Origin of the sequence: Pseudarthrobacter naphthalenicus (assembly GCF_029076445.1) — a bacterium.
Taxonomy (GTDB): domain Bacteria; phylum Actinomycetota; class Actinomycetes; order Actinomycetales; family Micrococcaceae; genus Arthrobacter; species Arthrobacter naphthalenicus.
In genome coordinates this window covers 267,844-292,087 of sequence record NZ_JARESG010000002.1, presented here as the reverse complement: position 1 = coordinate 292,087, position 24,244 = coordinate 267,844, and the positions used below count along the sequence as shown (strand labels likewise).

Annotated in this window: 20 protein-coding genes and 1 riboswitch; of the genes, 9 read left to right on the top strand and 11 right to left on the bottom strand. The window is 64.9% G+C overall.

What is annotated here, in order from left to right:
- Positions 1-294: 294 nt before the first annotated feature.
- Together PY310_RS03335 and PY310_RS03330 are read left to right on the top strand one after the other, a co-directional pair.
- Complete coding sequence (locus tag PY310_RS03335; RefSeq protein ID WP_275212739.1) at positions 295-2,514, top strand: NADP-dependent isocitrate dehydrogenase; 2,220 nt, start codon at positions 295-297, stop codon at positions 2,512-2,514.
- 254 nt (positions 2,515-2,768) lie between these two features.
- Entirely contained in the window at positions 2,769-4,979 is a 2,211-nt protein-coding gene (locus tag PY310_RS03330) for a catalase (protein WP_275212738.1), read from the top strand.
- A gap of 132 nt (positions 4,980-5,111) precedes the next feature.
- Here PY310_RS03330 and PY310_RS03325 read toward each other — a convergent pair whose 3' ends face one another.
- The 11 genes from PY310_RS03325 to purU all read right to left on the bottom strand — a co-directional run bounded on the left by PY310_RS03325 (position 5,112) and on the right by purU (position 17,413).
- Positions 5,112-5,639, bottom strand: a complete 528-nt coding sequence (locus PY310_RS03325; RefSeq protein ID WP_275212737.1) for a hypothetical protein — start codon at positions 5,637-5,639, stop codon at positions 5,112-5,114.
- Positions 5,636-6,775: a serine/threonine-protein kinase gene (locus PY310_RS03320; protein WP_275212736.1), complete on the bottom strand. Its 1,140-nt coding sequence runs from the start codon at positions 6,773-6,775 to the stop codon at positions 5,636-5,638. The genes PY310_RS03325 and PY310_RS03320 overlap by 4 nt, the downstream gene beginning before the upstream one ends.
- 110 nt (positions 6,776-6,885) lie before the next feature.
- Positions 6,886-7,956: a Gfo/Idh/MocA family protein gene (locus PY310_RS03315; protein ID WP_275212735.1), complete on the bottom strand. Its 1,071-nt coding sequence runs from the start codon at positions 7,954-7,956 to the stop codon at positions 6,886-6,888.
- Between the two features lie 34 nt (positions 7,957-7,990).
- Complete coding sequence (locus PY310_RS03310; RefSeq protein WP_275212734.1) at positions 7,991-8,680, bottom strand: ABC transporter ATP-binding protein; 690 nt, start codon at positions 8,678-8,680, stop codon at positions 7,991-7,993.
- Between the two features lie 2 nt (positions 8,681-8,682).
- Positions 8,683-10,149 carry an ABC transporter permease gene (locus PY310_RS03305; protein ID WP_275212733.1) on the bottom strand — a complete coding sequence of 489 codons (1,467 nt, stop codon included), beginning with the start codon at positions 10,147-10,149 and terminating at the stop codon, positions 8,683-8,685.
- Positions 10,150-10,422: 273 nt separating this feature from the next.
- Positions 10,423-11,526 (bottom strand): substrate-binding domain-containing protein, encoded by a 1,104-nt coding sequence (locus PY310_RS03300; RefSeq protein ID WP_275212732.1) that lies wholly within the window; start codon positions 11,524-11,526, stop codon positions 10,423-10,425.
- A gap of 49 nt (positions 11,527-11,575) precedes the next feature.
- Positions 11,576-12,859 (bottom strand): multiple monosaccharide ABC transporter permease, encoded by a 1,284-nt coding sequence (mmsB, locus tag PY310_RS03295; protein ID WP_275212731.1) that lies wholly within the window; start codon positions 12,857-12,859, stop codon positions 11,576-11,578.
- A gap of 46 nt (positions 12,860-12,905) precedes the next feature.
- A complete protein-coding gene (gene mmsA / locus PY310_RS03290) occupies positions 12,906-14,462 on the bottom strand; it encodes a multiple monosaccharide ABC transporter ATP-binding protein (protein WP_275212730.1) in 1,557 nt (518 codons plus the stop codon).
- 133 nt (positions 14,463-14,595) lie between these two features.
- The gene (locus PY310_RS03285) at positions 14,596-15,786 is read right to left on the bottom strand and encodes an ROK family transcriptional regulator (RefSeq protein ID WP_275212729.1); all 1,191 of its coding nucleotides are present in this window, start codon (positions 15,784-15,786) and stop codon (positions 14,596-14,598) included.
- Between the two features lie 99 nt (positions 15,787-15,885).
- Complete coding sequence (locus PY310_RS03280) at positions 15,886-16,404, bottom strand: gamma carbonic anhydrase family protein (RefSeq protein ID WP_275212728.1); 519 nt, start codon at positions 16,402-16,404, stop codon at positions 15,886-15,888.
- Between the two features lie 148 nt (positions 16,405-16,552).
- Positions 16,553-17,413 carry a formyltetrahydrofolate deformylase gene (gene purU / locus PY310_RS03275; protein ID WP_275212727.1) on the bottom strand — a complete coding sequence of 287 codons (861 nt, stop codon included), beginning with the start codon at positions 17,411-17,413 and terminating at the stop codon, positions 16,553-16,555.
- A 42-nt stretch (positions 17,414-17,455) separates the two neighbouring features.
- A riboswitch (ZMP/ZTP riboswitch) is annotated at positions 17,456-17,542 on the top strand.
- Positions 17,543-17,684: 142 nt separating this feature from the next.
- Between purU and glyA the strand changes: the two genes are divergently transcribed.
- The 7 genes from glyA to PY310_RS03240 all read left to right on the top strand — a co-directional run bounded on the left by glyA (position 17,685) and on the right by PY310_RS03240 (position 24,238).
- Positions 17,685-18,983 carry a serine hydroxymethyltransferase gene (gene glyA / locus PY310_RS03270; RefSeq protein WP_275212726.1) on the top strand — a complete coding sequence of 433 codons (1,299 nt, stop codon included), beginning with the start codon at positions 17,685-17,687 and terminating at the stop codon, positions 18,981-18,983.
- 3 nt (positions 18,984-18,986) lie between these two features.
- Positions 18,987-19,904: a bifunctional methylenetetrahydrofolate dehydrogenase/methenyltetrahydrofolate cyclohydrolase gene (locus tag PY310_RS03265; protein WP_275212724.1), complete on the top strand. Its 918-nt coding sequence runs from the start codon at positions 18,987-18,989 to the stop codon at positions 19,902-19,904.
- A gap of 162 nt (positions 19,905-20,066) precedes the next feature.
- The gene (locus tag PY310_RS03260) at positions 20,067-21,026 is read left to right on the top strand and encodes an ABC transporter ATP-binding protein (protein WP_275212822.1); all 960 of its coding nucleotides are present in this window, start codon (positions 20,067-20,069) and stop codon (positions 21,024-21,026) included.
- Positions 21,019-21,849 (top strand): ABC transporter permease, encoded by an 831-nt coding sequence (locus tag PY310_RS03255; protein ID WP_275212723.1) that lies wholly within the window; start codon positions 21,019-21,021, stop codon positions 21,847-21,849. Before PY310_RS03260 ends, PY310_RS03255 begins: the two co-directional genes overlap by 8 nt.
- On the top strand, positions 21,846-22,697 hold the full coding sequence (locus PY310_RS03250) for an ABC transporter permease (RefSeq protein ID WP_275212722.1): 852 nt from the start codon (positions 21,846-21,848) through the stop codon (positions 22,695-22,697). Before PY310_RS03255 ends, PY310_RS03250 begins: the two co-directional genes overlap by 4 nt.
- 133 nt (positions 22,698-22,830) lie before the next feature.
- Positions 22,831-23,394: a hypothetical protein gene (locus PY310_RS03245; protein WP_275212721.1), complete on the top strand. Its 564-nt coding sequence runs from the start codon at positions 22,831-22,833 to the stop codon at positions 23,392-23,394.
- A 10-nt stretch (positions 23,395-23,404) separates the two neighbouring features.
- Positions 23,405-24,238, top strand: coding sequence for an exodeoxyribonuclease III (locus PY310_RS03240; protein WP_275212720.1), 834 nt, complete (start codon positions 23,405-23,407; stop codon positions 24,236-24,238).
- The last annotated feature ends 6 nt before the right edge of the window (positions 24,239-24,244 follow it).

The window sequence follows — 24,244 nt, the reverse complement described above, 5'->3', positions numbered from 1 at the left end:
GCCAAGGCGATCCGCGGCCCCAAGTACGTGCAGCCCTGCCCGCGTGATCTTCCCCACAAGCGGCGCCGACAGTTGCCCCGCCCGCCGGCGGGCCTTACCGGTGGCAAATCACGACGGCGACTCTCCCCGGCGGGGTGCCGCCCGCCGTCGTGCGCCGCGCACTGCCCCCAAACCGGCGGTAATACGGGGCCTCCCGGCCGTCCCGGGTAGGGCTCAAAGCCGTGACCTCGGGTAAGTTAGGCGTGGTGAAATAGACCAAATTTCCACAGCCGACCTCTAGGGAGACGCCCGCGCATGTCCAAGATTATCTATACCCACACCGACGAAGCGCCGATGCTGGCTACGTATTCGTTCTTGCCGATCATCGAGGCATTTGCTTCGACTGCAGGTGTGGAGGTGGAGACCCGTGACATTTCGCTCGCAGGCCGCATCATCTCCGTGTTCGGTGACTACCTCACCCCGGAGCAGCAGACCGGTGACGCCCTTGCTGAACTCGGTGAACTGGCGAAGACGCCGGAAGCCAACATCATCAAGCTCCCGAACATCAGCGCATCCATCCCGCAGCTGAAGGCCGCTATCGCCGAGCTCCAGAGCCAGGGCTACAACCTGCCGGACTACCCGGACAACCCCGCCTCCGATGAAGAGACGGCCGTCCGGTCCCGCTACGACAAGATCAAGGGCTCCGCCGTGAACCCCGTCCTGCGTGAAGGCAACTCGGACCGCCGGGCGCCGCTGTCGGTGAAGAACTACGCCCGCCAGAACCCGCACTCCATGGGTGCCTGGTCGGCGGACTCCAAAACCAACGTGGCCACCATGGCCAAGGACGATTTCCGCTCCAACGAGAAGTCCGTGGTCATCGACGCCGACGGCACCATCGCCATCCAGCTGGTGCGCGAAGACGGCTCCGTCAAGGTCCTGAAGAAGGCCTTCCCGGTTCTGGCCGGCGAAGTCATCGACGGCACCGTGATGCGCGCCGCAGCCCTGGATGAGTTCCTCAAAGCCCAGGTTGCCCGCGCCAAGGAGGAAGGTGTCCTTTTCTCCGCGCACCTGAAGGCCACCATGATGAAGGTGTCGGACCCCATCATCTTCGGTCACGTGGTGAAGGCCTACTTCTCCGAGCTCTTCGAGACCTACGGCAAGCAGCTGGCCGCCGCCGGCATCAGCCCCAACAACGGCCTGGCCGCCATTCTGAGCAGCCTTGAGGACCTGCCGGAGGACGTTCGCGCCGGAGTCCAGGCACTCATCAAGAAGGGCCTCGACGACGGTCCGGCCCTGGCGATGGTGGACTCGGACAAGGGCATCACCAGCCTGAACGTTCCCTCGGACATCATTGTGGATGCCTCCATGCCGGCCATGATCCGCTCCTCCGGCCACATGTGGGGCCCGGACGGCAAGGAAGCCGACACCCTGGCCGTCCTGCCGGACAGCTCATACGCAGGCGTCTACCAGGTAGTCCTTGATGACTGCCGCGCCCACGGGGCCTTCGATCCGACCACCATGGGCACCGTCCCGAACGTGGGCCTGATGGCGCAGGCGGCCGAGGAATACGGCAGCCACGACAAGACGTTCGAAATCCAGGAAGCCGGCAAGGTGCAGATCGTTGACGGCGCCGGCAACGTGCTGATCGAACACGACGTGGCCCCCGGTGACATCTGGCGTGCCTGCCAGACCAAGGACGCCCCCATCCGCGACTGGGTCAAGCTGGCCGTCACCCGCGCCCGCGCCTCCAAGATGCCCGCCGTCTTCTGGCTGGATGAAAGCCGCGCCCACGACCGCAACCTGATCGCCAAGGTTAACGAGTACCTCAAGGACCACGACACCACGGGCCTGCAGATCGAGATCATGTCCCCGGAGAAGGCAACCGCCTTCACCCTGGAGCGCATCCGCAAGGGCGAGGACACCATCTCCGTCTCCGGAAACGTGCTCAGGGACTACCTCACGGACCTGTTCCCGATCCTGGAACTCGGAACCAGCGCCAAGATGCTCTCCGTGGTTCCGCTGATGAACGGCGGCGGACTCTTCGAGACCGGTGCAGGCGGGTCAGCCCCGAAGCACGTCCAGCAGCTGCTCAAGGAAAACCACCTTCGCTGGGACAGCCTGGGCGAGTTCCTGGCCCTGGCCGTGAGCTTCGAGCACCTGGCCACCACCACCAACAACGCCCGTGCGCAGGTGCTGGCCGACACCCTGGACAAGGCAACGGGGACCTTCCTGCTGGAAAACAAGTCCCCGAGCCGCCGCGCGGGCGAGCTGGACAACCGCGGCAGCCACTACTACCTGGCACGGTACTGGGCCGAGGAACTGGCCAAGCAGACCGAGGACGCCGAGCTCGCAGCCTCATTCTCCGCTGTTGCCGGCGAACTGACGTCCAACGAGGAAACCATCGTTGGCGAACTCGCCGCGGTGCAGGGCTCACCGGTGGACATCGGCGGCTACTACCGTCCGGACGACGCCAAGACCTCCGCTGTCATGCGGCCCTCCGCAACGCTGAACAAGGTCATTGCCACGCTGAGCTAAGGTTCTCTGAGCCTGAAGAACAGTAAAAGGCGGTGCCCCGGGAAACCGGGGCACCGCCTTTTTTCTTCGGAATCGGTGGGTGAGGCGTTCCGCCGTGCCGGGTTTCTTGGCGGCCACATCGGAGCATTCCCGGCCCGAATACCGGAACCCGGGTTGTGGCAGGAGGCATCTTTCCCTAGGGTACTAAGTACGCTTAGTATCTCGGCGGATTGCCGATGACTGCTGAGGTTGCCCACCCCAGAGGAGAAAAATCCGTGCCTGAAGAAAGCAACATCCAGATTCCCGGTGTTCCTGCCAGTGAACCCGCGGCCCTCGACGAGCCCACCACTCCGCGTGAGCCCCTGCCGCCCAAGCCGGACCAGCAGGGCCCGGAAGCAGTCTCACCAACGGGGACGCCGACCGGGGCGCCTCTGACCGCGCGTGCCCAGTCGGGGCAGTACCTCACCACAGCGCAGGGGCTCAGGCTCGGCGACACGGACCATTCCCTGAAAGCCGGCCCGCGCGGACCTGTCCTGCTGCAGGACCACCACCTCCGGGAAAAGATCACGCATTTCGACCACGAACGCATTCCGGAGCGTGTGGTGCACGCCCGTGGCGCGGGCGCGCATGGAGTGTTCAGGTCCTACGGCACCGCCGCCAGGATCAGCCGCGCCGGCTTCCTGGCCAAGGATGTGGAAACGCCGGTCTTCGTACGCTTTTCCACGGTCCTGGGCTCGCGCGGGTCTGCGGACGCCGTCCGTGACACGCGGGGATTTTCCACCAAGTTCTACACGGATGAAGGCACCTACGACCTCGTGGGCAACAACATCCCGGTCTTCTTCATTCAGGACGGCATCAAGTTTCCGGACCTTATCCACGCCGGAAAGCCCCACCCGGACCGGGAGATTCCGCAGGCCCAGAGCGCCCATGACACCTTTTGGGATTTTGTTTCCCTGCACACTGAGGCGCAGGCCCACACCATGTGGAACATGTCCGACCGGGGGATCCCGCGGTCCTTGCGGACCATGGAAGGTTTCGGCGTCCACACTTTCCGCTTCGTGAACGCCGAGGGAAAGACCACGCTGGTGAAGTTCCACTGGAAGCCCAAGCAGGGCGTCCACTCGCTGGTCTGGGAAGAAGCCCAGATCATCAACGGGATGGACCCGGACTTCCATCGCCGGGACCTGGCCGACGCCATCGAAGCCGGCGCTTTCCCGGAATGGGAACTGGGGGTGCAGACCTTCCCGGATACCGAGGACCAGATGTTCGAGGGCATCGACCTGCTGGACCCCACCAAGTTCGTTCCCGAGGAGTTGGCCCCGGTCCAGCCCATCGGCATCATGACGCTCAACGCCAACCCCACCAACTATTTCGCGGAGACCGAGCAGGTGGCCTTCCATCCAGGACATTTGGTGCCTGGCATCGACGTTACCAACGACCCGCTGCTGCAGGTCAGGCTGTTTTCCTACCTTGACACCCAGATCTCCCGGCTTGGCGGTCCAAACTTCGGCCAGATCCCGATCAACCGTCCGCAGGCACCGGTGAATGACATGCTCCGCGACGGCATGCACCAGCAGGCGGTGCACGGCGGGGCGGCACCGTACCACCCCAATTCGCTGGACGGCGGCTGCCCGTTCCTCGCCGGCCAGGACATGAGCGCCTTCATTGACGTGCCGGAAGAGCTTGCCGCGTCCATCAAGGAGCGGAAGAACCCGGCATCCTTCAGCGATCATTACAGCCAGGCCCGGCTGTTCTTCCGCAGCCTCACCCCCGTGGAGCAGGATCACGTGATCCAGGCCTACACCTTCGAACTGGGCAAGTGCTACGAGAAGGCAATCCGGGAGCGGCAGTTGCTTGCCCTGGCCAATGTGGACACGGACCTGTGCGCGGCCGTGGCGAAGGGCCTGGGCATGCCCGCGCCGGCCGCCACCGAGGACGTTGCCGACGCCGAACCCAGCCCCGCCCTGTCGCAGCTGGGCAAGACCTGGCCGGTGGCCGGCCGCGTAGTAGGGATCATGGCGGATCAGGACAGCGACCTTGAGGAGGTCAACGCAGCACGCAAGGCACTGGACGCTTTGGGCATCGTGCCGCTGGTCATCGCACCGGCCGGCGGAACCCTGGGTGAAGAGGGCGACGGCGGCGTCCCCGTCCAACGGACCTACCTCACCGCGCGCTCCACCGAATTCGATGCAGTCATAGTTGCCGGCGGAGCAATGCGGGCTTCGGATGCCACAGCCGGCCGTGACGCCAAGGCCGGCGAACCCGGCGCTTCACTGGATCCGCGGGTTGTGCTGCTGCTTTCCGAAGCGTTCCGGCATGCCAAGGCGCTGGGGGCGTGGGGGGAACACTCTGCGACGCTTGAAACGGCCGGCATCCCTCAGGACACTGCCGGTGTTGTCGCGGCGGGCACGGCAGGTGAGCTGGTTCCGCAAATCGCGGAACTGCTGGCGAACCACCGTGTGTGGGAACGCTTTCCGGCCAACTAAGCTTTCCGGCTAACCAAGAAGGACCTGCCTCCGTTTAGCGGACAGTCAGAAGCGGTGCCCCGGGAAACCGGGACGCCGCTTCCGTTGCGGGCGTGCAAACTCAGTAACGGGCAGCCCAGCCGTTGGTGGCCGTCAGCCGTCCTTGCCTTTTCCCTTGCCGGCTTTGCCGTTGTTCTGTGCCGGGGCGGGGGCGGGTGCAACCGGTGCGGGAGCCGCATTGTTGGCCTCGGCAGCAGCGGCAGCGGCGGCAGCCGCGGTGGCATCCGCTTCAGCCTGCCGCTGGGCTGCGGCGGCGTCCTCGGCGGTCTTCGCGGCTGCCGCTGCCGCCGCGAGGACGTCATTGAGGTCTGCCCGGACGGCCGCAACCGCAGTTGTGATCGAGCGCCGGCGGGCATCCGATACGGTCCCGTTGTCGGTAGCCGCCGCCAGGTCTGCCTCGAGCGCCGTCAACTCGTTGAGCGCACCCGTTGGGTCATTACCCGCGGCGGCCTGGCTGACGCTCAGGACGCGTTGCTGGAGTTTCGCCGCAGTGTCCTGCTTCAAGCCCGAGTCCGCCGGACCGCAGGCGGCCAGGGATCCGGCAAACAGAAGGGCGGCCGCAGCTGCTGACAGGCAGCGCAAAGCGCAGCGGCCCCGGCGGCCGTTCTGCCCTGACGTCATGGTTCCACGCTTTTCTGGAGTTCCTGGAGGTGGTCACCCAGGCTGCCGGTGACCGTGGGGTAGGGGACGACGTCGGGCGTTTGCTGTGCAGCGAGGCTGACGGTCAGGGCCGTTGCGGCAGCCACCACGGCGAGGAGGCCCAGAATGATGTAAAGCCAGAAACGCCTGGATCGCCGCGGGGCAGGGGGCAGCTCAGTTTCGGCGGTGATCGCGATGGAGGGGGGCCTGAAAGGCATGGCCGGGAGCACCCGGGTGGTTTCCGGCGCGAGTTCACCCGGGGTGGATGCCGGCGAGACCAGTGCTTGCCGGAGCACCGTTTCGACGTCGGCCGCCGCCGGACGTTCCAACGGCTCGATGGCCGTCATGGAGCGGATCAGGTCGGCCCACTCGGAGGGGACATCGTCCGGGATCTCAGGCGAGCGGTGCAGGCGTGCCACGGCCGACTCGACCGCGTTACCCGGATACTCAATCGTTTGCTTGATGCACTCCAACAGGACAAGCCCGAAGGGGTAGATGTCCGTGGCAGGAGACAGCGGCGAGCCCAAAGCCTGCTCCGGGCTGAGGTACGCGGCAGTCCCCACCATGGTTCCCGTGGCAGTGAGCCGTGTCGCGTCAACGATCCTGGCTATGCCGAAGTCCGTCAGCTTGGGACGCAGGGGCTCGCCCGGGCGGATCTGCACCAGGAGGATGTTGCCGGGCTTGATGTCCCGGTGGATGACACCCAGACCGTGAACGTACGCCAGGGCGTCGGCAATGCCCGCCCCGATCACAGCCAGTTCGTCCAAGGGGACGGGGCTGTGCCTGATGCGGCTGCGAAGGTCCTGGCCTTCGACCAGTTCCATGGTCAGGAACGGCCGGGGTTCACCGGGGATGCGGGTGTCAATCCCGGCGTCGAACAACGTCACCAGGCTGGGGTGGTTGAGGGTTGCCAGCAGCTGGATCTCCGCTTCCTGGCGTTTCAGTTCGTCGGCATCCGGGGCCTGCGGTGCGAAAAGCTTCAAGGCCACGTCCCGGCCAAGGTTTTCGTCATGGGCACAGTAAACGGTGGACATGCCGCCGCGGCCGATCACGTCACCCAAACGGTAGCGTCCGCCAACCACTTCATCCTTGATGGAGCTAGGCGATTCCGCCCCCATGACCCGTTCCTCCCGGTGTGCACTGCGGCACTGTTGTACGTCAAATTATACCGGTGAACGGGGAAACTAAGGCTACTGTGGTTTTGCGCGCTCCGTGCAGGGCGCCGCCCTTAGTGGACGTCGTTCGGGTAGCCGACCCCCAGCTGCCCGCGGACGCCGTCGAAGAGTCGCATGGTTTTGATGGAATCCTCCAGCGGCATCACCGGGCTTTCGGGTACACCCTGCTGGATGCAGCGCGTCACCTCGCGGAGCTCGTAGGTGTAGCCGAGGCCGACGACGTCGAACGGCTCGGTGCGCAGCTCGCCAAGGCCCACACTGATTACCAGTTCCCTCGGGTTGTTGATGGAACCCGCGCTCTGCAGGTAGCCCAGGCTTCCCGCCACGGTGGCCGTCCGGGGGCCGAATGCCAGCAGCGAGGACGTCAGCTGGGCCTGGGCGCCGTGGTTGTAGCCAAGCGTCAGAGCGTTCTGGGAGTCCACGCCGTCGTCGTTAATGGAACCCGCGGCACTGACTGTCTGGGGGAACCCCAAGGTTCCCAGGGCCCACAGCAGCGGGTAGACGGAAATGTCCAGGAGCGCACCGCCGCCGGCCTCCCTGGCCCACAGCCTGGAGGTCGGAGAGTACGGGGCCGGAAAGCCCAGATCGGCAGTCACCCAGTGCACGTCCCCCAGCTCTCCCGACGCCGCGATCTCGAAGGCCCGTTGCATCCCCGGCAGGAACCGGCTCCAGATGGCCTCCATCAGGAAGAGCTTCCGTTCGCGGGCCACGGCCACCAGCTCGCTGGCCTCACGCGCGTTGATGGTGAAGGCCTTTTCGCACAGGACGTGCTTGCCGGCATTGAGCGCCGCCAGCACAATCTGATGGTGCTGCGCGTGCGGCGTGGCGACATAGACAACGTCCACCGCGTCGTCGGCGAGCAGATGCTGGTAGCCGGGGACGCCGTCGTCGTCCCAGTAGCTGCGGGCGAAATCATAGGCGGTGGCGAAGCTCTCCGCTGTGTCCCGGCCGCGGGAGCTGACGGCGTATAACTCCGCATCCGCCAGCAGCGCCAGGTCCCGCGACACGGAACGGGCAATCCCGCCGGTGGCAATGACACCCCAGCGCAACGGCCTTCCGGTAGCGGAACGCGGGTCCTGGTCGGGCTGGCTGGACAACCACGGCGTGGCAATTAGCGCGCTCATGGTGCCCATCCTCTCACCCCGGACTGCCGGGGCGTCAGACCATGGCCCGGACCGGTTCTTCGGTCAGCCTGCCCTGCTGGAGCCGGAAGCGGCGGTCGGTCTTATTCGCCAGCGCCCTGTCGTGCGTGACCACCAGGATGGTGGTGTTGTGGTCACGGCTGAGTGCGCTCAGGAGCTCGATGATGTGGTCGCCGGTCTGTTCGTCAAGGTTGCCGGTGGGCTCGTCCGCGAGGATCAGCTTGGGTTCGTTGGCCAGCGCGCGGGCAATGGCCACCCTTTGCTGCTCGCCGCCGGAAAGCCGGTTGATGCGCCGGACCTGCTTTTCGGGGTCCAGCTGGACCTGCTCCAGCAGGTCCTGTGCCCGCTGCCGGCGCTGGGTCTTCCGGACGCCGGCGAACTCCATGGGGAGCATCACGTTGTCCACCGCGGAGAGGTTCGGGATGAGGTTGAACTGCTGGAACACAAAACCGATGTCCCGGCGCCGGTACTCGGTCAGCTTGCTGTCCGGCATGGCGGCCAGGCTGACGCCGTTCACGACGACGTCTCCACTGGTGGGTTTGTCCAGCGCACCGAGGAGGGACAACAGGGTGCTCTTGCCGCTGCCGCTCTTGCCCACGATGGATGCCAGGGTGCCCTGCTCCAGGACAAAACTGACATCGTTGACCGGTTTGATGGTGCGGTCGCCGGAGTTGAAAGTGCGGACCAGGTTCTTGACTTCAATCATGGTTATTCTCCTCGCAGGACTTCGATGGGACGGATGCGGGCTGTGAGCAGGGCAGGGATCAGGGCGCCGATGATGGCCACGCCGAACACTGCCGCGATGCCGGCGGCGATCACGCCGGGGGAGGCGCTCGCGGTGACCGAGGTCAGCAGCTGCGAGGCGCCGCCGAACGGGCCGCCCTGGCCCGGCATGCCGGAGCCGCCGCCGGGGAACCCGGCCGCCCCGCCGCCGACGCCGCGCCCGGTGGAGGCCGCCGTCGTCGTTGTTGAACTGGAACTGATCAGCGCGGACGCGATGCCGCCGCTGGCGAAGGAGGCGACGGCGGCGCCCACCACGCTGCCCATCGCCACCACTACCAGCGCCTCCAGGACGAACTGGAGTCCGATGGTGCGGTTGGGCGCGCCGATCGCCTTGAGCACGCCAATCTCGCGGCGGCGCTCGCGGACCAGCATGACCATGATCAGGAGGATGATCAGGCCCGCCGTGCCCAGGGCTGCGAGGAACGCGATGAGGGAGATGTTCTTGACGCTGTCCAGGGAGCTGACCGCCGTTTCGAGGTTGCGCTGGCCCTGGGTGACGTCAGCCTTGTCGGTGCCGAGGGCGGCCTGGAGGGCGGTCTTGGCGGAATCGACGTTTTCCATGCTGTTGACGGTGACGATCATGGAGGAGAGCTCGCCGGGAAGTTCAGCGAGGCCCTGCGCCGTGGGAAGGGTCACGTAGAGGGCGTTGTTGCCGAAGGTGGTGCCGGAATCGAACAGGCCGGCCACTGTGAAGGTCCTGTCATTGATGCTGAAGGTGGAGCCCACGCCCAGGCCGTTCTTTTCCGCCAGGGTGGTGCCCAGGAGCGCGTTGGTTGATTCGGCGGTGTAGTCTCCCAGGCCGTTGCCCTGGGTGATGCCCAGTGCCTTGCCTGTGCTGTCCACCTCGGCGCCGATGCCCGTTGCGGTGATGGGCAGTGAGCGGGCCGGCTGCGCCGTGGCGGTGCCGGAGGTCCCTGTGGTGCCGTTGGCGGCCTGGTTGCGGCCGCCCAGGGTGCCGGCGTCGATCGCGGCGGTGAGGCTGGTGGTAACTGTGGCGGTGCCCTGGTTCTGGCTCTGGCCGCCGCCCGGTGCGCCCTGGGGGCCGCCGGCCTGGGTTCCTGCGGTGGACTGTGCTGCCGCTTCGGTAGCGTTGCGGAGCCGGAGGGAACTGGTCCCGACGACGGAGCTGACGTTGGGGACGGCGGCTGCGGTTCCGGCCTGTTCGGCTGTCAGCGGCTCGCCGCCGCCGTCGAAGCCCTGGCCGCCGGCCGGGTTGACGGTCAGTACGGTACCCACGGAGGCATTGAGCTCCTGGACTTTTGCGCCGACAGCCTGGTTGGCCACCAGCATGGCCAGGGCAAGTCCGATGGCGACGGCAAGGACCGCCACGACGGCAGCTGTTCGGACTTTGTTTCTGAAGGCGTTGCCAACACTCCGGGCAAGGACGCTCACTGTACTCCTCGGGACATGGGCCGCCTGGTGCGGGCCCCTGCCTCCACAGTGCTCAGCGCTGCTGTGCCCCTGCGGTGGCATACCTATGCGCGGGCTGTGAATGCGTGGGCCGTGAATCGGCAGGTGAGGGAGCGTTTGCTGGAAACCCGCATTAGGTGAGAGAGGGTTTGCTGGAAACCCGCATTAGGTGAGGGAGGGTTTGGCGGGGGCGGCAAAAGGCCCCGGCCCGCCGTTGCCGGCGGGCCGGGGCCCGGTTATGCAGTTACTTCTTGGTTACTTGGTGATCGGGCCGAGTACCGGGTCGTCCGTGTAGGCCGTCTTCACGTTCTCCTTGGTCACGATGACCGGCGGAAGCAGGAACGCCGGGACAACCTTCGTGCCGTTGTTGTAGGACTTGTCGTCGTTGACCTCCGGCTTCTTGCCGGCCTGGAGATCCTTGACCATAACAATCGCATGCTCAACGAGCTTGCGGGTGTCCTTGTTGATGGTGGAGTACTGCTCGCCGGCCATGATCGACTTCACGGACTCAACTTCGGAGTCCTGTCCGGTGACGACCGGAATCGGCTTGCCAGCCGCCTTGACGGACGTGATGACCGCCCGGGCAAGGGTGTCGTTCGGTGAGAGGACACCGTCCAGCGAGGCCGTCCCGTATGAACCGGTCAACAGGGTATCCATCCGCCGCTGGGCGTTCTCGGCCTTCCAGTCCTGCGTGACAGCTTTCTCGAATGTCGTCTGGCCCGAGAGGACCTTCAGCGTTCCGTCGTCGATCTTCGGCTTGAGGACCGACATGGCGCCGTCAAAGAAGACCTTCGCGTTGGCGTCATCCGGCGACCCGGCCAGAAGTTCGATGTTGTAAGGGCCGGCCGGCTTCTTCGCCTTCATACCGTCCAGCAGGGCTTGGCCCTGCAGCACGCCGACTTTGAAGTTGTCGTAAGCCACGTAGTAGTCCACGTTTTCGGTGTTCAGCAGGAGGCGGTCGTAGGCGATGATGGTGGCGCCTGCATCCTTTGCCTGCTGGAGCTGCGTTCCCAGCTGGGAGCCGTCAAGGGCACCCACAATGATGACCTTTGCGCCCTTGGAGATCATGGCGCTGATCTGGTTCTGCTGTTCGGCCACACCATTGTTGGCGAACTGCACCGTGGGCTTGAAACCGGCACTGCTAAGCCCGTCATTGAACAGCTTTTCCGCCAATACCCAGTTCTCGCTGGTCTTCTTGGGAAGTGCGACGCCGATCGCGGAGTCCTGGGGGAACCCGCCGGTTCCCCCGCTGGCGCCGCCGCCTGAGGTGCTTGGTTCGGAACGTCCGCAGCCTGTCAGCGCCAGTGCTGCGATCGCAGCTATCGTTGCTGCCTTTCCTGCTTTGCCAAACATTCGCATTTCTGTGTCCACTTTCTTTTGGGGTGTTGGGGGCGGGAAGCTGAACTGCTCAGGCTTCCTTGGAAATGGTTTCTCTGGTGGAGGTGACTTCGTCCGGCTGCAGCGGTGTGCCTGTGCCGTTGGACGGTCGGCTGAAGTTCTTCATCATCAACCCGATAATCGATGCCCGGCCTTGGGACTTGTTGTAGACGTCGACGGCCACAGCCACCAACAGCACCAGACCCTTGATCATGGACTGCCAGTCCGCGCCCACGCTGAGCAGCTGCAGGCCGTTGTTCAGGACGGCCATGACCAAGCCTCCGACGATGGATCCGATGACGGTACCCACGCCGCCGGTGACTGCCGCGCCGCCAATGAAGACGGCGGCGATGGCGTCAAGTTCCCAGCCGGTGCCGTCCGAAGGGCCGGCAGAAGTGGAGCGGGCCACGAAGATCATGCCCGCCAAACCGGCGATGATGGACATGTTCATCATGACCAGGAAGTTGATCTTCTTGGACTTCACACCGGAGAGTTCCGCAGCGTGGCGGTTGCCGCCGACGGCGTAGACGTGCCGGCCAACCACGGTCTTGGAGGAGATGAAGCCGTAGACCAAAACCATAACGGCGAGGATGAGCCCCGGAATCGGGAACGATGTGCCGGGACGGCCCGTGGCGAAGAGGTACGTTGCATAGAGGATGGCTCCACAGATCAGGACGAGCCGAAGGACGCTCACCCAGGTCTCCGAAACCTCTGCGCCGAGCGCCTTGGCGTTGCGCCGCCGTCGGACTTCGCCGAAGATCACGAATGCGACGCCTGCAAGCCCCAGAAGGACGGTGAGGTTGTTGAAGCCGGTGTCCGGCCCCACTTCAGGGAGGTAGCCCGCGCCGATGTACTGGAACTCCCTGGGGACGGGAATCGAGTTGGACTGGCCCACGAACTGCTGTGCACCGCGGAAGATCAGCATGCCGGCCAGGGTCACAATGAACGCTGGTATGCCCACATACGCCGTCCACATGCCTTGCCACGCACCGATCAGGGCGCCGAGGCCCAGGCCCAGCAGGATCGCGACAAACCAGGGAAGGTGCCAGTCCCTCATGCAGATGGCCACCACCATGCCCACGAAGGCAGCCACCGAGCCGACCGACAGGTCAATGTGCCCGGCGATGATGACCAGCACCATGCCGATGGCCAGGATAAGGATGTAGGAGTTTCCGTTGAAGAGGTTGATGACGTTGCCCGGTGTGAGGGTGATGCCGCCTGTGAGCCACTGGAAGAGAACTATCAGAGCCACGAGGGCAAAGATCATCCCGAACTGGCGGGTGTCGCCACCGAAGAGTTTCTTGAGCGCGTTCATTGTTTTCGGTCCTTGTATCTGGAAGGTTCTGGAAGGATCCAGAGGATTAGGCGGCCTTTCGGGCGGAGGTCATGAGCTTCATCAGGCTTTCCTGGCTCGCTTCCGCCTTGTCGAGTACGCCCGTGATGGCGCCCTCGAAGATGGTGTAAATGCGGTCCGAGAGTCCCAGCAGTTCAGGCAGTTCGGAGGAAATCACAATGACGCCTTTCCCCTGGTTGGCCAGTTGCTGGATGATGCCGTAGATCTCGTACTTGGCTCCGACGTCGATCCCGCGGGTGGGTTCATCCAGGATCAGCAGTTCCGGGTCAGTGAACATCCACTTGGCCAGGACTACCTTCTGCTGGTTTCCGCCGGACAGCTTGGCCACCCCCTCCTGCACCGAAGGGGCCTTCGTCCGGAGGGACTTCCGGTATTCCTCGGCAACCGCAAACTCCTTGTTCGTGTCCACCACGCTGCGTTTGCTGATCTTCTCCAGGTTGGCTGACACCGTGGTTGTCTTGATGTCATCAAGCAGGTTCAGGCCGAGGGACTTCCGGTCTTCGGTGACGTAGCCAAGGCCGGCCTGGATCGCCTGGTGAACGCTCTTGAGGGTTACTTCCTTGCCGTGCATGTAGATCTGTCCGGAGACGAAGTGGCCGTAGGACCGGCCGAAGATGGACCGGGCCAGTTCGGTGCGCCCGGCACCCATGAGCCCTGCAAATCCGACGATCTCACCGCGGCGCACAAAGAAGTTCGAGTTCTTGCAGACCATGCGGTCCTGGATCTGCGGATGTGCCACGTTCCAGTTCTTGACCTCGAACAACACTTCGCCGATTTTCGGTGTGTGGTCCGGGAAGCGGGATTCAAGCGCGCGCCCCACCATGCCCTTGATGATGCGGTCCTCGTCCACGCCGTCGGCCTTAACATCAAGGGTTTCGATCGATTTGCCGTCCCGGATGATGGTGATGGAATCGGCGATCTGCTCGATCTCGTTGAGCTTGTGGGAAATGATGATTGAAGTAATGCCCCGGCCCTTGAGACCCAGCATCAGGTCAAGCAGGTGCTGGGAGTCCGATTCGTTCAGCGCCGCGGTGGGTTCGTCCAGGATGAGGATTTTCACTGACTTGTTCAGGGCCTTGGCGATCTCCACCAACTGCTGCTTGCCGACGCCGATCTCCTTGATAGGCGTGTCCGGGTCGTCTCGGAGGCCCACGCGCGCCAGCAGGTCGAGGGACCGCCGCCGGGCTTCGGCCCAGTCGATGACACCGCGCTTGGTGGGCTCATTCCCCAGGAAGATGTTCTCCATGATGGACAGTTCGGGGATGAGGGCCAGTTCCTGGTGGATGATCACGATGCCGGCGTGCTCGCTGGCCCGGATGTCCCGGAACTGCTGGACTTCGTTCTGGTAAACAATGTCGCCGTCGTAGCTTCCGTACGGGTAGACACCGGACAGGACCTTCATCAGCGTGGACTTGCCGGCGCCGTTTTCGCCGCAGATCGCGTGGATTTCGCCTGCCTTGACCCGGAGGCTTACTTCGGACAGTGCTTTGACGCCGGGAAATTCCTTGGTGATGGAGCGCATCTCCAGAATTACGGGGTCAGTGTGCGTGGGTTGGGACGTCATGTGCCCTTACGCCTCCAATACGTGACTTCTTCGTCCGCCCTCGCAAAGCGCGGGGGTCGTCTGATGAAAAAGTAAACTGGATCACACCGGTTGTCGTCAAGTCTTGAACGCAATTGGCGCATAACAAGTTGGTCTACGTGCTGCGGATCCCAGCGTGCTGGAACACCAGAGCGGCCGCGCCCAGGGCCTCTGCGCGGTCACCCAGCGATGACATTGTCAGGGTTGTGGTTTCGCCCACAACCGGGACGGCGTGCCGGATGAGGCCCCGCCGGATGGGGTCAAGCAGCAGGTCGCCCAGGCCTGCCAGGGGGCCGCCCACCACAATCACTTCGGGATTGATCAGGTTGGCTACGTTGCCCAGGGCGCGCCCCACGGCCTGGCCTGCGTCGTCCACCACGCGCAGTGTGGCGGGATCGCGGGCCAGGGCCTTCCGGACGATGTCCGCCGGGCTGGCCGGGGGGTCCTCGCCGCGGCTGAGCAGCTCGATCATGGTGGTGGTGGAGGCGATGGTCTCCAGGCAGCCACGGTTGCCGCAACGGCACACCAGGCCCTGCTCGTGGATGGTGGCGTGGCCGATTTCGCCGGTGATGCCGACCGTGCCGTAGTAGGGCGCTCCGTTAAGGATCAGGCCGGCGCCAATACCCGATCCGATCTTAAGGAACATCAGGTTGCTGACCCCGGTATGGGGCCCCCAGGTGACCTCTGACCACGCGCCGAGATTGGCGTCGTTGTCAACAAAGACGGGCATTTTGAGGGTTTCTTCCAAGTGCTGCAGGATGTTGATGCCCACCCATTCCGGAAGGATGGCACCCTGCGCCACAGTGCCGGTACGGCGGTCGATCGGCCCCGGGATTCCGACGCCGGCACCCACCAGTGCGGCGCGGTCCACACCGCTTTCCAGCAGGAGCTTGTCCAGCAGCAGCACCGCCGCGTCGATGCCCTCCTCTGACTGGTGGCCCAGCGGGAGCAGGACGGATTCCTCCGCGATCACGTGGTAGCTCAGGGAAGCCAGGACCACGCGCAGATGGCGCCTGCCGAAGTCGATGCCGACGGCTACCGCGCCGTTGCTGTTGAGCCGGACATTCAGCGCCCGGCGGCCGGAACTGGTGATCGGTTCGGTGGACGCCAGGCCCGCGTCCTGCATGATTTTGACGATGTTGGAGACTGTGGCGGTGGACAGCCCGGTCTGCCGTGCAAGCTCGGCCTGGGTGGACGGGCCGCTCATCAGGGTCTCAATGATCCGCTGCTGGTTCAGTTGCCTCAGGGCGGACTGGGACCCTGGATTTTTCGCCCTGCTCTTCGTTGGGCGCGCTGTAGCGGACATAAAAAGTAGATTGCCTTACGTTGGCAGTTGTAGTCAAGAAGTTAACGCAACTGAGTGGCCCGGCACGCGGTTCGGCCAAGAATCGTGTGGGGGAAGAAGTTATCCGTGGAGGTCGCGGTGAAGGCGGGCGAGTTCCACATAGCGGGCGGCGTTCTGTTTTACGCCCTCAAACTCTTCGTCGGTAAGTTCCCGCCGGACCTTGGCGGGTACGCCTGCCACCAGCGATCGCGGCGGTACAACCGTCCCCTCCAGGACCACTGCACCGGCCGCCACCAGCGAGCCGGCGCCGATCACTGCACCATTGAGGACGGTCGCGCCCATCCCGATCAGGCAGTCGTCCTCCACGGTGCAACCATGAACGACGGCGGCGTGACCCACGCTGACCCCGGCGCCGACGGTGCAGGGGAAGCCGGGATCCGCGTGCAGCACCACGTTGTCCTGAAGGTTGCTTCCGGGGCCCACCATGATGGCGGCGGTGTCCGCGCGCAGGGATACGCCGTAGAAGGCGCTGGAATCCCGGGCCAGGGAGGCGTTGCCGATGACGGACGCGGTGGGGGCGATGAACGCTGTTTCGTGGACGGCCGGAGCATGGCCGGCGAAAGTGTGAAGAGGAGCCATACCGCCAAGCCTAGGACATCCGCCCCCGGCCCCAACTAAGTAGCAGTACATGTCGTTTTGAGCCGTCAAAACGACACTTGCTGCTACTTACAGGGGGAGGAGGGGAAGCGGGGAGGGAAACGGGAGGGGGAAGGGGTAGGGAAACGGGCTAGTTGAAGACCACGGTCCGGTTGCCGTCCAGCAGCACCCGGTGCTCGGCGTGCCATTGGAGCGCCTGGGTCAGGGTCCTGCCCTCAACGGCACGGCCCATCTGCACAAACTGTTCCGGGGTCCGGGCGTGGTCCACCCGGATGACTTCCTGCTCAATGATGGGGCCTTCATCCAGGGCGGCCGTGACGTAATGTGCGGTGGCGCCGATCAGTTTCACCCCGCGGGCGTGGGCCTGGTGGTAGGGCTTGGCGCCCTTGAAGGAGGGGAGGAATGAGTGGTGGATATTGATGGCCTTGCCGGTCAGTTCCGCGCAGAGCTCATCGGAAATGATCTGCATGTAGCGGGCCAGCACGGTGAGTTCGATGTCGTGTTCGGCCATGAGGGCTCGCAGCTTGGCCTCGGCCTCCACTTTGGTGTCCGGCGTGACCGGAATGTAGTGGAAGGGGATGCCGTAGAACTCGGCAAGGCCGGCGAGGTCCCGGTGGTTCGAGACGATGGCCGGGATATCGATGGGCAGGGTGCCGGAGCGCTGCTGGAAGAGGATGTCGTTGAGGCAGTGCGCGGACGTGCTGGCCATCAGCAGGGTCCGCACCTTCCGCCCCACAGCGTTGAGGCCCCACTGCATCCCGAACGCGTCCGCCACCGGCTCAAGGGCGGCGTGAAGCTCGGCGCGGGAGGCCGTCGTCGTGGCTTCCACGCGCATAAAGAAGTTGCCCGTGGCGGGGCTGCCGTACTGCTGCGAGTCCAAAATATTACAGCCGGCCACCAGCAGGGCGCCCGCCACCGCATGGACGATTCCCGGGCGGTCCGGGCAGGACAGTGTTAGCACGTACGCTTTGGTCAGCTGCTCATCAGTCACGATATTTAGCCTACCCGCGGGGCCCGGCCGTTTTTGGTAGTCTGGGCTGGTCGCAACTGGCGTTGGGTGGCTTAACCACCAGGGAGCGGCAATCACGAAGACCACGGATCGTACGCCTGGGCCGAGGGTCATGTCTTGCCGGAAAGAGCTGGAACCTGAGGGGACCAGTTTCGTCCTGCGCGCGTTCACCCCCTGTCATGTAGGGGCGGTGCCGAACGCCAGCCGGTAGCCTGACCTTAGCAGTGCCCGTATCCCTAGCCAGGAGTTTTTCGTGACTACTACCGCCACCACCACAGCAGAAGTCAGCAACCAGCCGCTGGCCGAGCTCGACCCCGAAATCGCTGCAGTCCTTGCACAGGAACTTGGCCGCCAGCGCGGCACCCTGGAAATGATTGCTTCCGAGAACTTCGCCCCGCGCGCCGTGATGGAAGCCCAGGGCTCGGTCCTTACGAACAAGTACGCCGAGGGTTACCCCGGCCGCCGCTACTACGGTGGCTGCGAATATGTGGACATCGCCGAGCAGTTGGCCATCGACCGCGTCAAGGCCCTCTTCGGCGCCGAGTACGCCAACGTCCAGCCGCACTCCGGTGCGCAGGCGAACGCGGCGGCACTGTCCGCCATGATCACCCCGGGTGACAAGATCCTGGGACTGTCCCTGGCACACGGCGGCCACCTGACCCACGGCATGAAGCTGAACTTCTCCGGCAAGCTGTACAACGTGGCTGCCTACCAGGTGGAGGAAGACACCTTCCGCGTGGACATGGACAAGTTGCGCGAACAGGCCATCGCCGAGAAGCCGCAGGTCATCATCGCCGGCTGGTCCGCGTACCCGCGCCACCTCGACTTCGAAGCCTTCCGCTCCATCGCCGATGAGGTGGGCGCGCTGCTCTGGACCGACATGGCGCACTTCGCCGGCCTGGTAGCCGCCGGCCTGCACCCGAGCCCGGTGCCGTACTCCGACGTCGTCACCTCCACGGTTCATAAGACCCTGGCCGGGCCGCGCTCCGGTGTGATCCTGGCGAAGCAGGAGTGGGCCAAGAAGATCAACTCCAACGTCTTCCCCGGCCAGCAGGGCGGCCCGCTGATGCACGTCATCGCCGCTAAAGCCGTGGCCTTCAAGATCGCAGGCACCGAGGAGTTCAAGGAACGCCAGGAGCGTGTGCTCGAAGGCGCCAGGATCATCGCGGACCGCCTCAACCAGGCTGATGTCGCCGAGGCCGGCGTCTCTGTCCTCACCGGCGGAACCGACGTCCACCTGGTCCTGGTGGACCTGCGCAACTCGCAGCTGGACGGCCAGCAGGCAGAAGACCTCCTGCACTCTGTGGGCATCACGGTGAACCGCAACGCCGTTCCGTTCGACCCGCGTCCGCCGATGGTCACCTCCGGCCTTCGCATCGGTACCCCCGCCCTGGCCACCCGCGGTTTCGGGGCCCGGGAGTTCACCGAGGTCGCCGAGATCATCGCCACCGCGCTGAAAGCCGGCTCGGCCACCGACGTCGAGGCCCTGCAGTCCCGCGTCGACAAGCTCGCCGCCGACTTCCCGCTGTACCCGCAGCACGAGCAGTGGTGATCCATGACTAAGACCCAAACTGCCAAGGTTCTTGACGGCAAGGCCGCCGCCGCCGCCATCAAGTCTGAGCTCGTTGAACGTGTTGCGGCCCTGAAGGCCAAAGGCGTCGTCCCCGGCATTGCCACCGTTCTTGTGGGGGCGGACCCGGCCTCGCAGCTCTACGTGTCGATGAAACACAAACAGTCAGCGGCGATCGGCATGAATTCGATCCAGCGCGAGCTGCCGGCGGATTCCACCCAGGAACAGGTTGAGGCCCTCATTGACGAACTCAATGCGGACCCGGCCTGCCACGGGTACATCGTGCAGTTGCCGCTGCCCAAGCATTTGGATACGGATGCCATCCTGGAGCGGATTGACCCTGCCAAGGACGCGGACGGGCTGCACCCGACCAACCTAGGCCGGCTGGTGCTCAACGTCAGCGGCGAGATCACCTCGCCGCTGCCGTGCACCCCCCGCGGGGTCATCGAGCTCCTGGAGCGGAACGGCTACAGCCTCGCGGGCAAGCACGTCGTTGTGGTGGGGCGCGGTGTCACGGTGGGCCGTACCATCGGCCTGCTGCTCACGCGCCGGTCCGTGAACGCCACCGTCACGCTGACGCACACGGGCACGGAGAACCTCTCCGAGCTGCTGCGGCAGGCCGACGTCATTGTGGGTGCCGCTGGGGTCAAGCACATCGTCAAGGCCGCGGACGTCAAGCCCGGTGCTGCGCTGCTCGACGTTGGTGTCACCCGTGAAACCGACCCCGAGACGGGCAAGAGCAAGGTCCACGGCGACATCGATCCCGCCGCTGCCGAAGTGGCCGGCTGGATTTCGCCGAACCCCGGCGGCGTGGGCCCCATGACCGTTGCGCTGCTTATGACCAATGTGGTCGAAGCCGCGGAACGCCAGGTGGCACAGGAAAGCGGTTCGGCAACCGCGTAGCTCACAAGAAACATCGCGCCCGACGGCGGGCCGCACCTTTTTCGCGCAAGGTGCGGGCCGCCGTCGGCCGTTCCACCTCAACCCAACAAAAGCCAGGTGCAAGGCCCCTTTCCCATTCGGGGGGCCTCCATTAGTCTGCGGAGGGTGCACAACAAAGCCATCATGTCCTCCACCCCGCCCGGTGGCCTTCCCGCCCGGCAGGAGACGGTCATCACCGCCGAGGACCTGCGCAAGACCTACGGTGAGGTTGCCGCCGTCGACGGTATCTCCTTCAGCGTGCCGGCAGGGGAGTCCTTCGGCCTGCTCGGCCCGAACGGGGCGGGCAAGTCCACCACGATGAAGATGATCGGCGCGGTCACGCAGCGGACGTCCGGAAAACTCAGCATCATGGGCCTGGACCCGGACAGCCACGGGCCCGAGGTCCGCGCGCACCTTGGCGTGGTTCCGCAGCAGGACAACCTGGACGAGGAACTCAGGGTCCGGGACAATCTCCTGGTCTACGGCCGCTATTTCGGCCTGCCCATGAGCTACCTGAAGCCGAAGGCTGACGAACTGCTCGAATTCGCCCAGCTCACGGACAAGGCCAAGTCCAAGGTGGATGCGCTGTCCGGCGGCATGAAACGGCGGCTGACCATCGCCCGTTCGCTCATCAACGAACCGCAGATCCTGCTGCTGGACGAGCCCACCACGGGTCTGGATCCGCAGGCCCGGCACACCCTGTGGGACCGGCTCTTCCGGCTCAAGGAACAGGGCGTCACCCTGATCCTCACCACGCATTACATGGACGAGGCCGAACAGCTGTGCGACAGGCTGATTGTGGTGGACAAGGGCCGCATCATGGCCGAGGGATCACCCGCGCAGCTGATCCGCGAGCACTCCACCAGGGAAGTGCTGGAACTGCGCTTCGGGTCCGAACGCAACGTCACCATCGCCGGCGAGCTCCAGGGGATTGGCGAACGCCTCGAAGTGCTTCCGGACCGGGTGCTGATGTACACGCACGACGGCGAGGCGGCCCTTGAGCAGGTCTCTTCCCGTGGCCTCCGGCCGTTGACCTCGCTGGTCCGCCGGTCGTCCTTGGAGGACGTGTTCCTGCGCCTGACGGGCCGGAGCCTCGTTGACTGATCAGGCCCGCGCCCACCCGCCGGCCGTCTCCGCGGCGAGGGCGCGGCGCTGGGGTGCGTTCTACTACGCCGAGCAGGTGCTCCGCGTGATGAAGGGCTACGGCTGGTCCATCCTGATGTACAGCGTGGGGCAGCCGGTGGCGTACCTGTTTGCGATGGGGGTGGGGCTGGCCACCCTGGTGGACGCCGGGGCCGCGGGATCCTTCGGGGGCGTCAGCTATCTGGCCTTCATTGCTCCGGCGCTGCTCGTTTCGGCCGCGGTGATGACCGCCGCCAACGAGTTCACATTCCCCGTGATGGACGGATTCAAGTGGCGCCGGATCTACTACGGGCCGCACGCTTCCCCGCTCGCGCCGCAGCAGATTGCCGCCGGGCAGATCATGGCCGTGACGGTGCGCCTGCTGGTGCAGTCGGCAATCTACTTTGCGGTTGTGGGATTGTTCGGGGCGTCCCCGTCCGGCTGGGGTTGGGCCGGGATTGTGGTGGCCACCCTCGCTGGGCTCTCGTTTGGCCTGCCGCTGATGGCCTATGCCGCGTCCATAAAGGAAGACAAGGGCCAGTTCGCGCTGGTGATGCGCTTCATTGTGATGCCGCTCTTCCTTTTCTCCGGAACGTTCTTCCCGCTGGACACGCTGCCCCTGGCCGTCCGCTGGATCGGCTGGATCTCGCCGATCTGGCACGGAACACAGCTGGGCCGCGTCTTCAGCTACGGCTACCGCGAGCCGCCGGTTCTCACGGCGGTGCACATCACGGTGCTGGCTGCGCTGGCGGTGCTCGGATGGGTCCTGACGAAGCGCCAGTTCATCCGGAGGCTGGGGCAATGAGCACAGTCCCCGGCAGCAGCGTCACGGGCCCGCGCCACAGCGTCACGGAGCTCGCGCGCAACAGGACGTTCGGTCCGCTGTATTCCCGCAACGCCAAAGCCGTGATCTCGCGGGGGCTGATGGCCACAAAAAGCAGCAACTGGCTGGTGATGCTTTCCGGCTTCTTTGAGCCGGTGCTGTTCCTGATCTCCATGGGCGTGGGCCTTGGCGCCATCGTGGGGCCGGTGCAGGGGCCCGACGGAGCGCCCATCAGCTACGCCGCCTACATCGCCCCGGCACTGCTGGCCGTCTCGGCCATGAACGGCGCGGTGTATGACTCCACCTGGAACGTGTTCTTCAAAATGAACTTCGCCAAGCTGTACCAGGGCATGCTGTACACCTCCCTGGGGCCGCTGGACGTGGCCCTCGGCGAGATTTTCCTGGCGCTGTTGCGTGGCCTGCTCTATGCGGCGGGGTTCACGGCGGTGATGGGCGTGATGGGGTTGATCACCACACCCTGGGCCATCCTGATGATCCCGGCGTCGGTGCTCATCGCTTTCGGATTTGCCAGCCTCGGAATGGGGATCACCAGCTTCCTGAAGACCTTCCAGCAGATGGACTGGATCAACTTCATCATGCTGCCCATGTTTCTGTTCAGTGCCACGTTCTATCCGCTCAGCGTCTACCCGCAGTACATCCAATGGCTCATCCAGGCCATGCCGCTCTGGCATGGTGTGGAGCTGCTGCGCCAGATCAGCGTGGGCGTCTTCACGCCCGCCACCGCCGTCCATATTGGCTACTACGTGCTGATGACGGCTCTGGGCATGCTGCTCACCACGGTGCGGCTGCGGAAGCTGTTCCTGAGGTAACCCCGGCCCAACTGGGTAGCACTAAGTGTCGTTTTGACCGTCCAAAACGACACTTGCTGCTACTTACTTGGGGGAGTGTTCGCCGGGGGTGGAAGGGGTAAAAGGGCGCCGCGGCGTTTGAGACAATGGACCCATGCGATCTCTGGGTAACCCACAGTCCCCGTCCGGCCGGTCCAAGGGCGGCTTCTCCATGCTTCGGATCAGCGGGCCCGGGATGATGGTCTTTATCATCGCCTTCCTGGTCGCGGTCATCTTCGCCGCGAACCAGAACGACGTCGTGGGCTGGGTTGTCGCGGTCATCGCCGGCTTCTGGCTCGCGCTGGCGTCGTTCGTGGTCTTCAGCATCCAGAAGGCCGCCAAAAAGGCGGGTGCCAAACTGACGGAAGCCCAGAATGCGTTCAACAGCGCCGCCGGCCGCGCGCCGTCGTCGGCCTCTGCTGACCATGGCGGCACCCGGGTGGTGGCCGAGCGGACCGAGGGAGACGAGGTCCGGGACCTCAAACTGGACCACTCCTTCAAGATTGTGCAGGTGCAGATCCGGGTGGTGGAGCAGGAACGGGCCAAAGGTGACGGCGCGGACCAGGACACCATTCGCCGGGCACTGGAGACCATCGAGATCACCGCAACGAACGCCCGGGACATGATCCGCTCCGCCGGCAGCACCGGGGACCCGGTCAGCGGAACCATCATCGACTAGAGTGGTGCGGGTGAGTTCGGCATTGAAGAAGGATCACCTTCGCATCGCATCAGTCAACGTCAACGGCCTCCGGGCTGCCTTCAAGAACGGCATGGCGGCCTGGCTGGAGCCCCGCGAAGTGGATATCCTCTGCCTCCAGGAGGTCCGGGCACCCGACGCGACCGTCCGCCAGTTGCTGGGCGACGGCTGGCATATCCTCCATGCCGAAGCGGAAGCCAAAGGCCGTGCCGGCGTCGCCATTGCGTCGCGCGAAGAACCCCTGTACACCCGCAACGGCATCGGGGATGACTACTTCGCCACCGCCGGCCGCTGGGTGGAGGCTGATTTCCGCGTGAACGATGCCGCCGGAAACCCTGTTCAGCTGACGGTCGCCAGCGCCTACGTGCACTCCGGCGAGGCCGGAACTCCCAAGCAGGTGGACAAGTACCGCTTCCTGGACGTCATGAGCACCCGCCTGCCGGAGCTCACCAAGCACAGTGATCACGCACTCGTCGTGGGCGACCTCAACGTTGGCCACACCGAACGGGACATCCGGAACTGGAAGGGTAACGTCAGGAAAGCCGGCTTCCTGCCCGAGGAACGCGCCTACTTTGACCGCTTCTTCGGCGAGGACATCGGTTGGAGGGATGTTCATCGCGGCCTGGCAGGAGATGTGGACGGCCCGTACACCTGGTGGTCACAACGTGGCCAGGCGTTCGATAACGACACCGGTTGGCGCATCGACTACCACCTGGCCACACCGGACCTCGCAGCGGCCGCCGTCTCCGCAGTTGTGGACCGGGCGCCCTCGTGGGACACCCGCTTCTCTGACCATGCCCCGCTGGTAGTGGACTACCGGCTCTAAATCTTA

Excerpts from the sequence above, each read along its gene's own strand:
- PY310_RS03335 (WP_275212739.1), top strand. The coding sequence starts at position 295 with ATGTCCAAGATTATCTATACCCACACCGACGAAGCGCCGATGCTGGCT.
- PY310_RS03325 (WP_275212737.1), bottom strand. The coding sequence starts at position 5,639 with ATGACGTCAGGGCAGAACGGCCGCCGGGGCCGCTGCGCTTTGCGCTGC.
- PY310_RS03320 (WP_275212736.1), bottom strand. The coding sequence starts at position 6,775 with ATGGGGGCGGAATCGCCTAGCTCCATCAAGGATGAAGTGGTTGGCGGA.
- PY310_RS03315 (WP_275212735.1), bottom strand. The coding sequence starts at position 7,956 with ATGAGCGCGCTAATTGCCACGCCGTGGTTGTCCAGCCAGCCCGACCAG.
- PY310_RS03310 (WP_275212734.1), bottom strand. The coding sequence starts at position 8,680 with ATGATTGAAGTCAAGAACCTGGTCCGCACTTTCAACTCCGGCGACCGC.
- PY310_RS03300 (WP_275212732.1), bottom strand. The coding sequence starts at position 11,526 with ATGCGAATGTTTGGCAAAGCAGGAAAGGCAGCAACGATAGCTGCGATC.
- mmsB (WP_275212731.1), bottom strand. The coding sequence starts at position 12,859 with ATGAACGCGCTCAAGAAACTCTTCGGTGGCGACACCCGCCAGTTCGGG.
- mmsA (WP_275212730.1), bottom strand. The coding sequence starts at position 14,462 with ATGACGTCCCAACCCACGCACACTGACCCCGTAATTCTGGAGATGCGC.
- PY310_RS03285 (WP_275212729.1), bottom strand. The coding sequence starts at position 15,786 with ATGTCCGCTACAGCGCGCCCAACGAAGAGCAGGGCGAAAAATCCAGGG.
- PY310_RS03280 (WP_275212728.1), bottom strand. The coding sequence starts at position 16,404 with ATGGCTCCTCTTCACACTTTCGCCGGCCATGCTCCGGCCGTCCACGAA.
- PY310_RS03265 (WP_275212724.1), top strand. The coding sequence starts at position 18,987 with ATGACTAAGACCCAAACTGCCAAGGTTCTTGACGGCAAGGCCGCCGCC.
- PY310_RS03260 (WP_275212822.1), top strand. The coding sequence starts at position 20,067 with ATGTCCTCCACCCCGCCCGGTGGCCTTCCCGCCCGGCAGGAGACGGTC.
- PY310_RS03250 (WP_275212722.1), top strand. The coding sequence starts at position 21,846 with ATGAGCACAGTCCCCGGCAGCAGCGTCACGGGCCCGCGCCACAGCGTC.
- PY310_RS03245 (WP_275212721.1), top strand. The coding sequence starts at position 22,831 with ATGCGATCTCTGGGTAACCCACAGTCCCCGTCCGGCCGGTCCAAGGGC.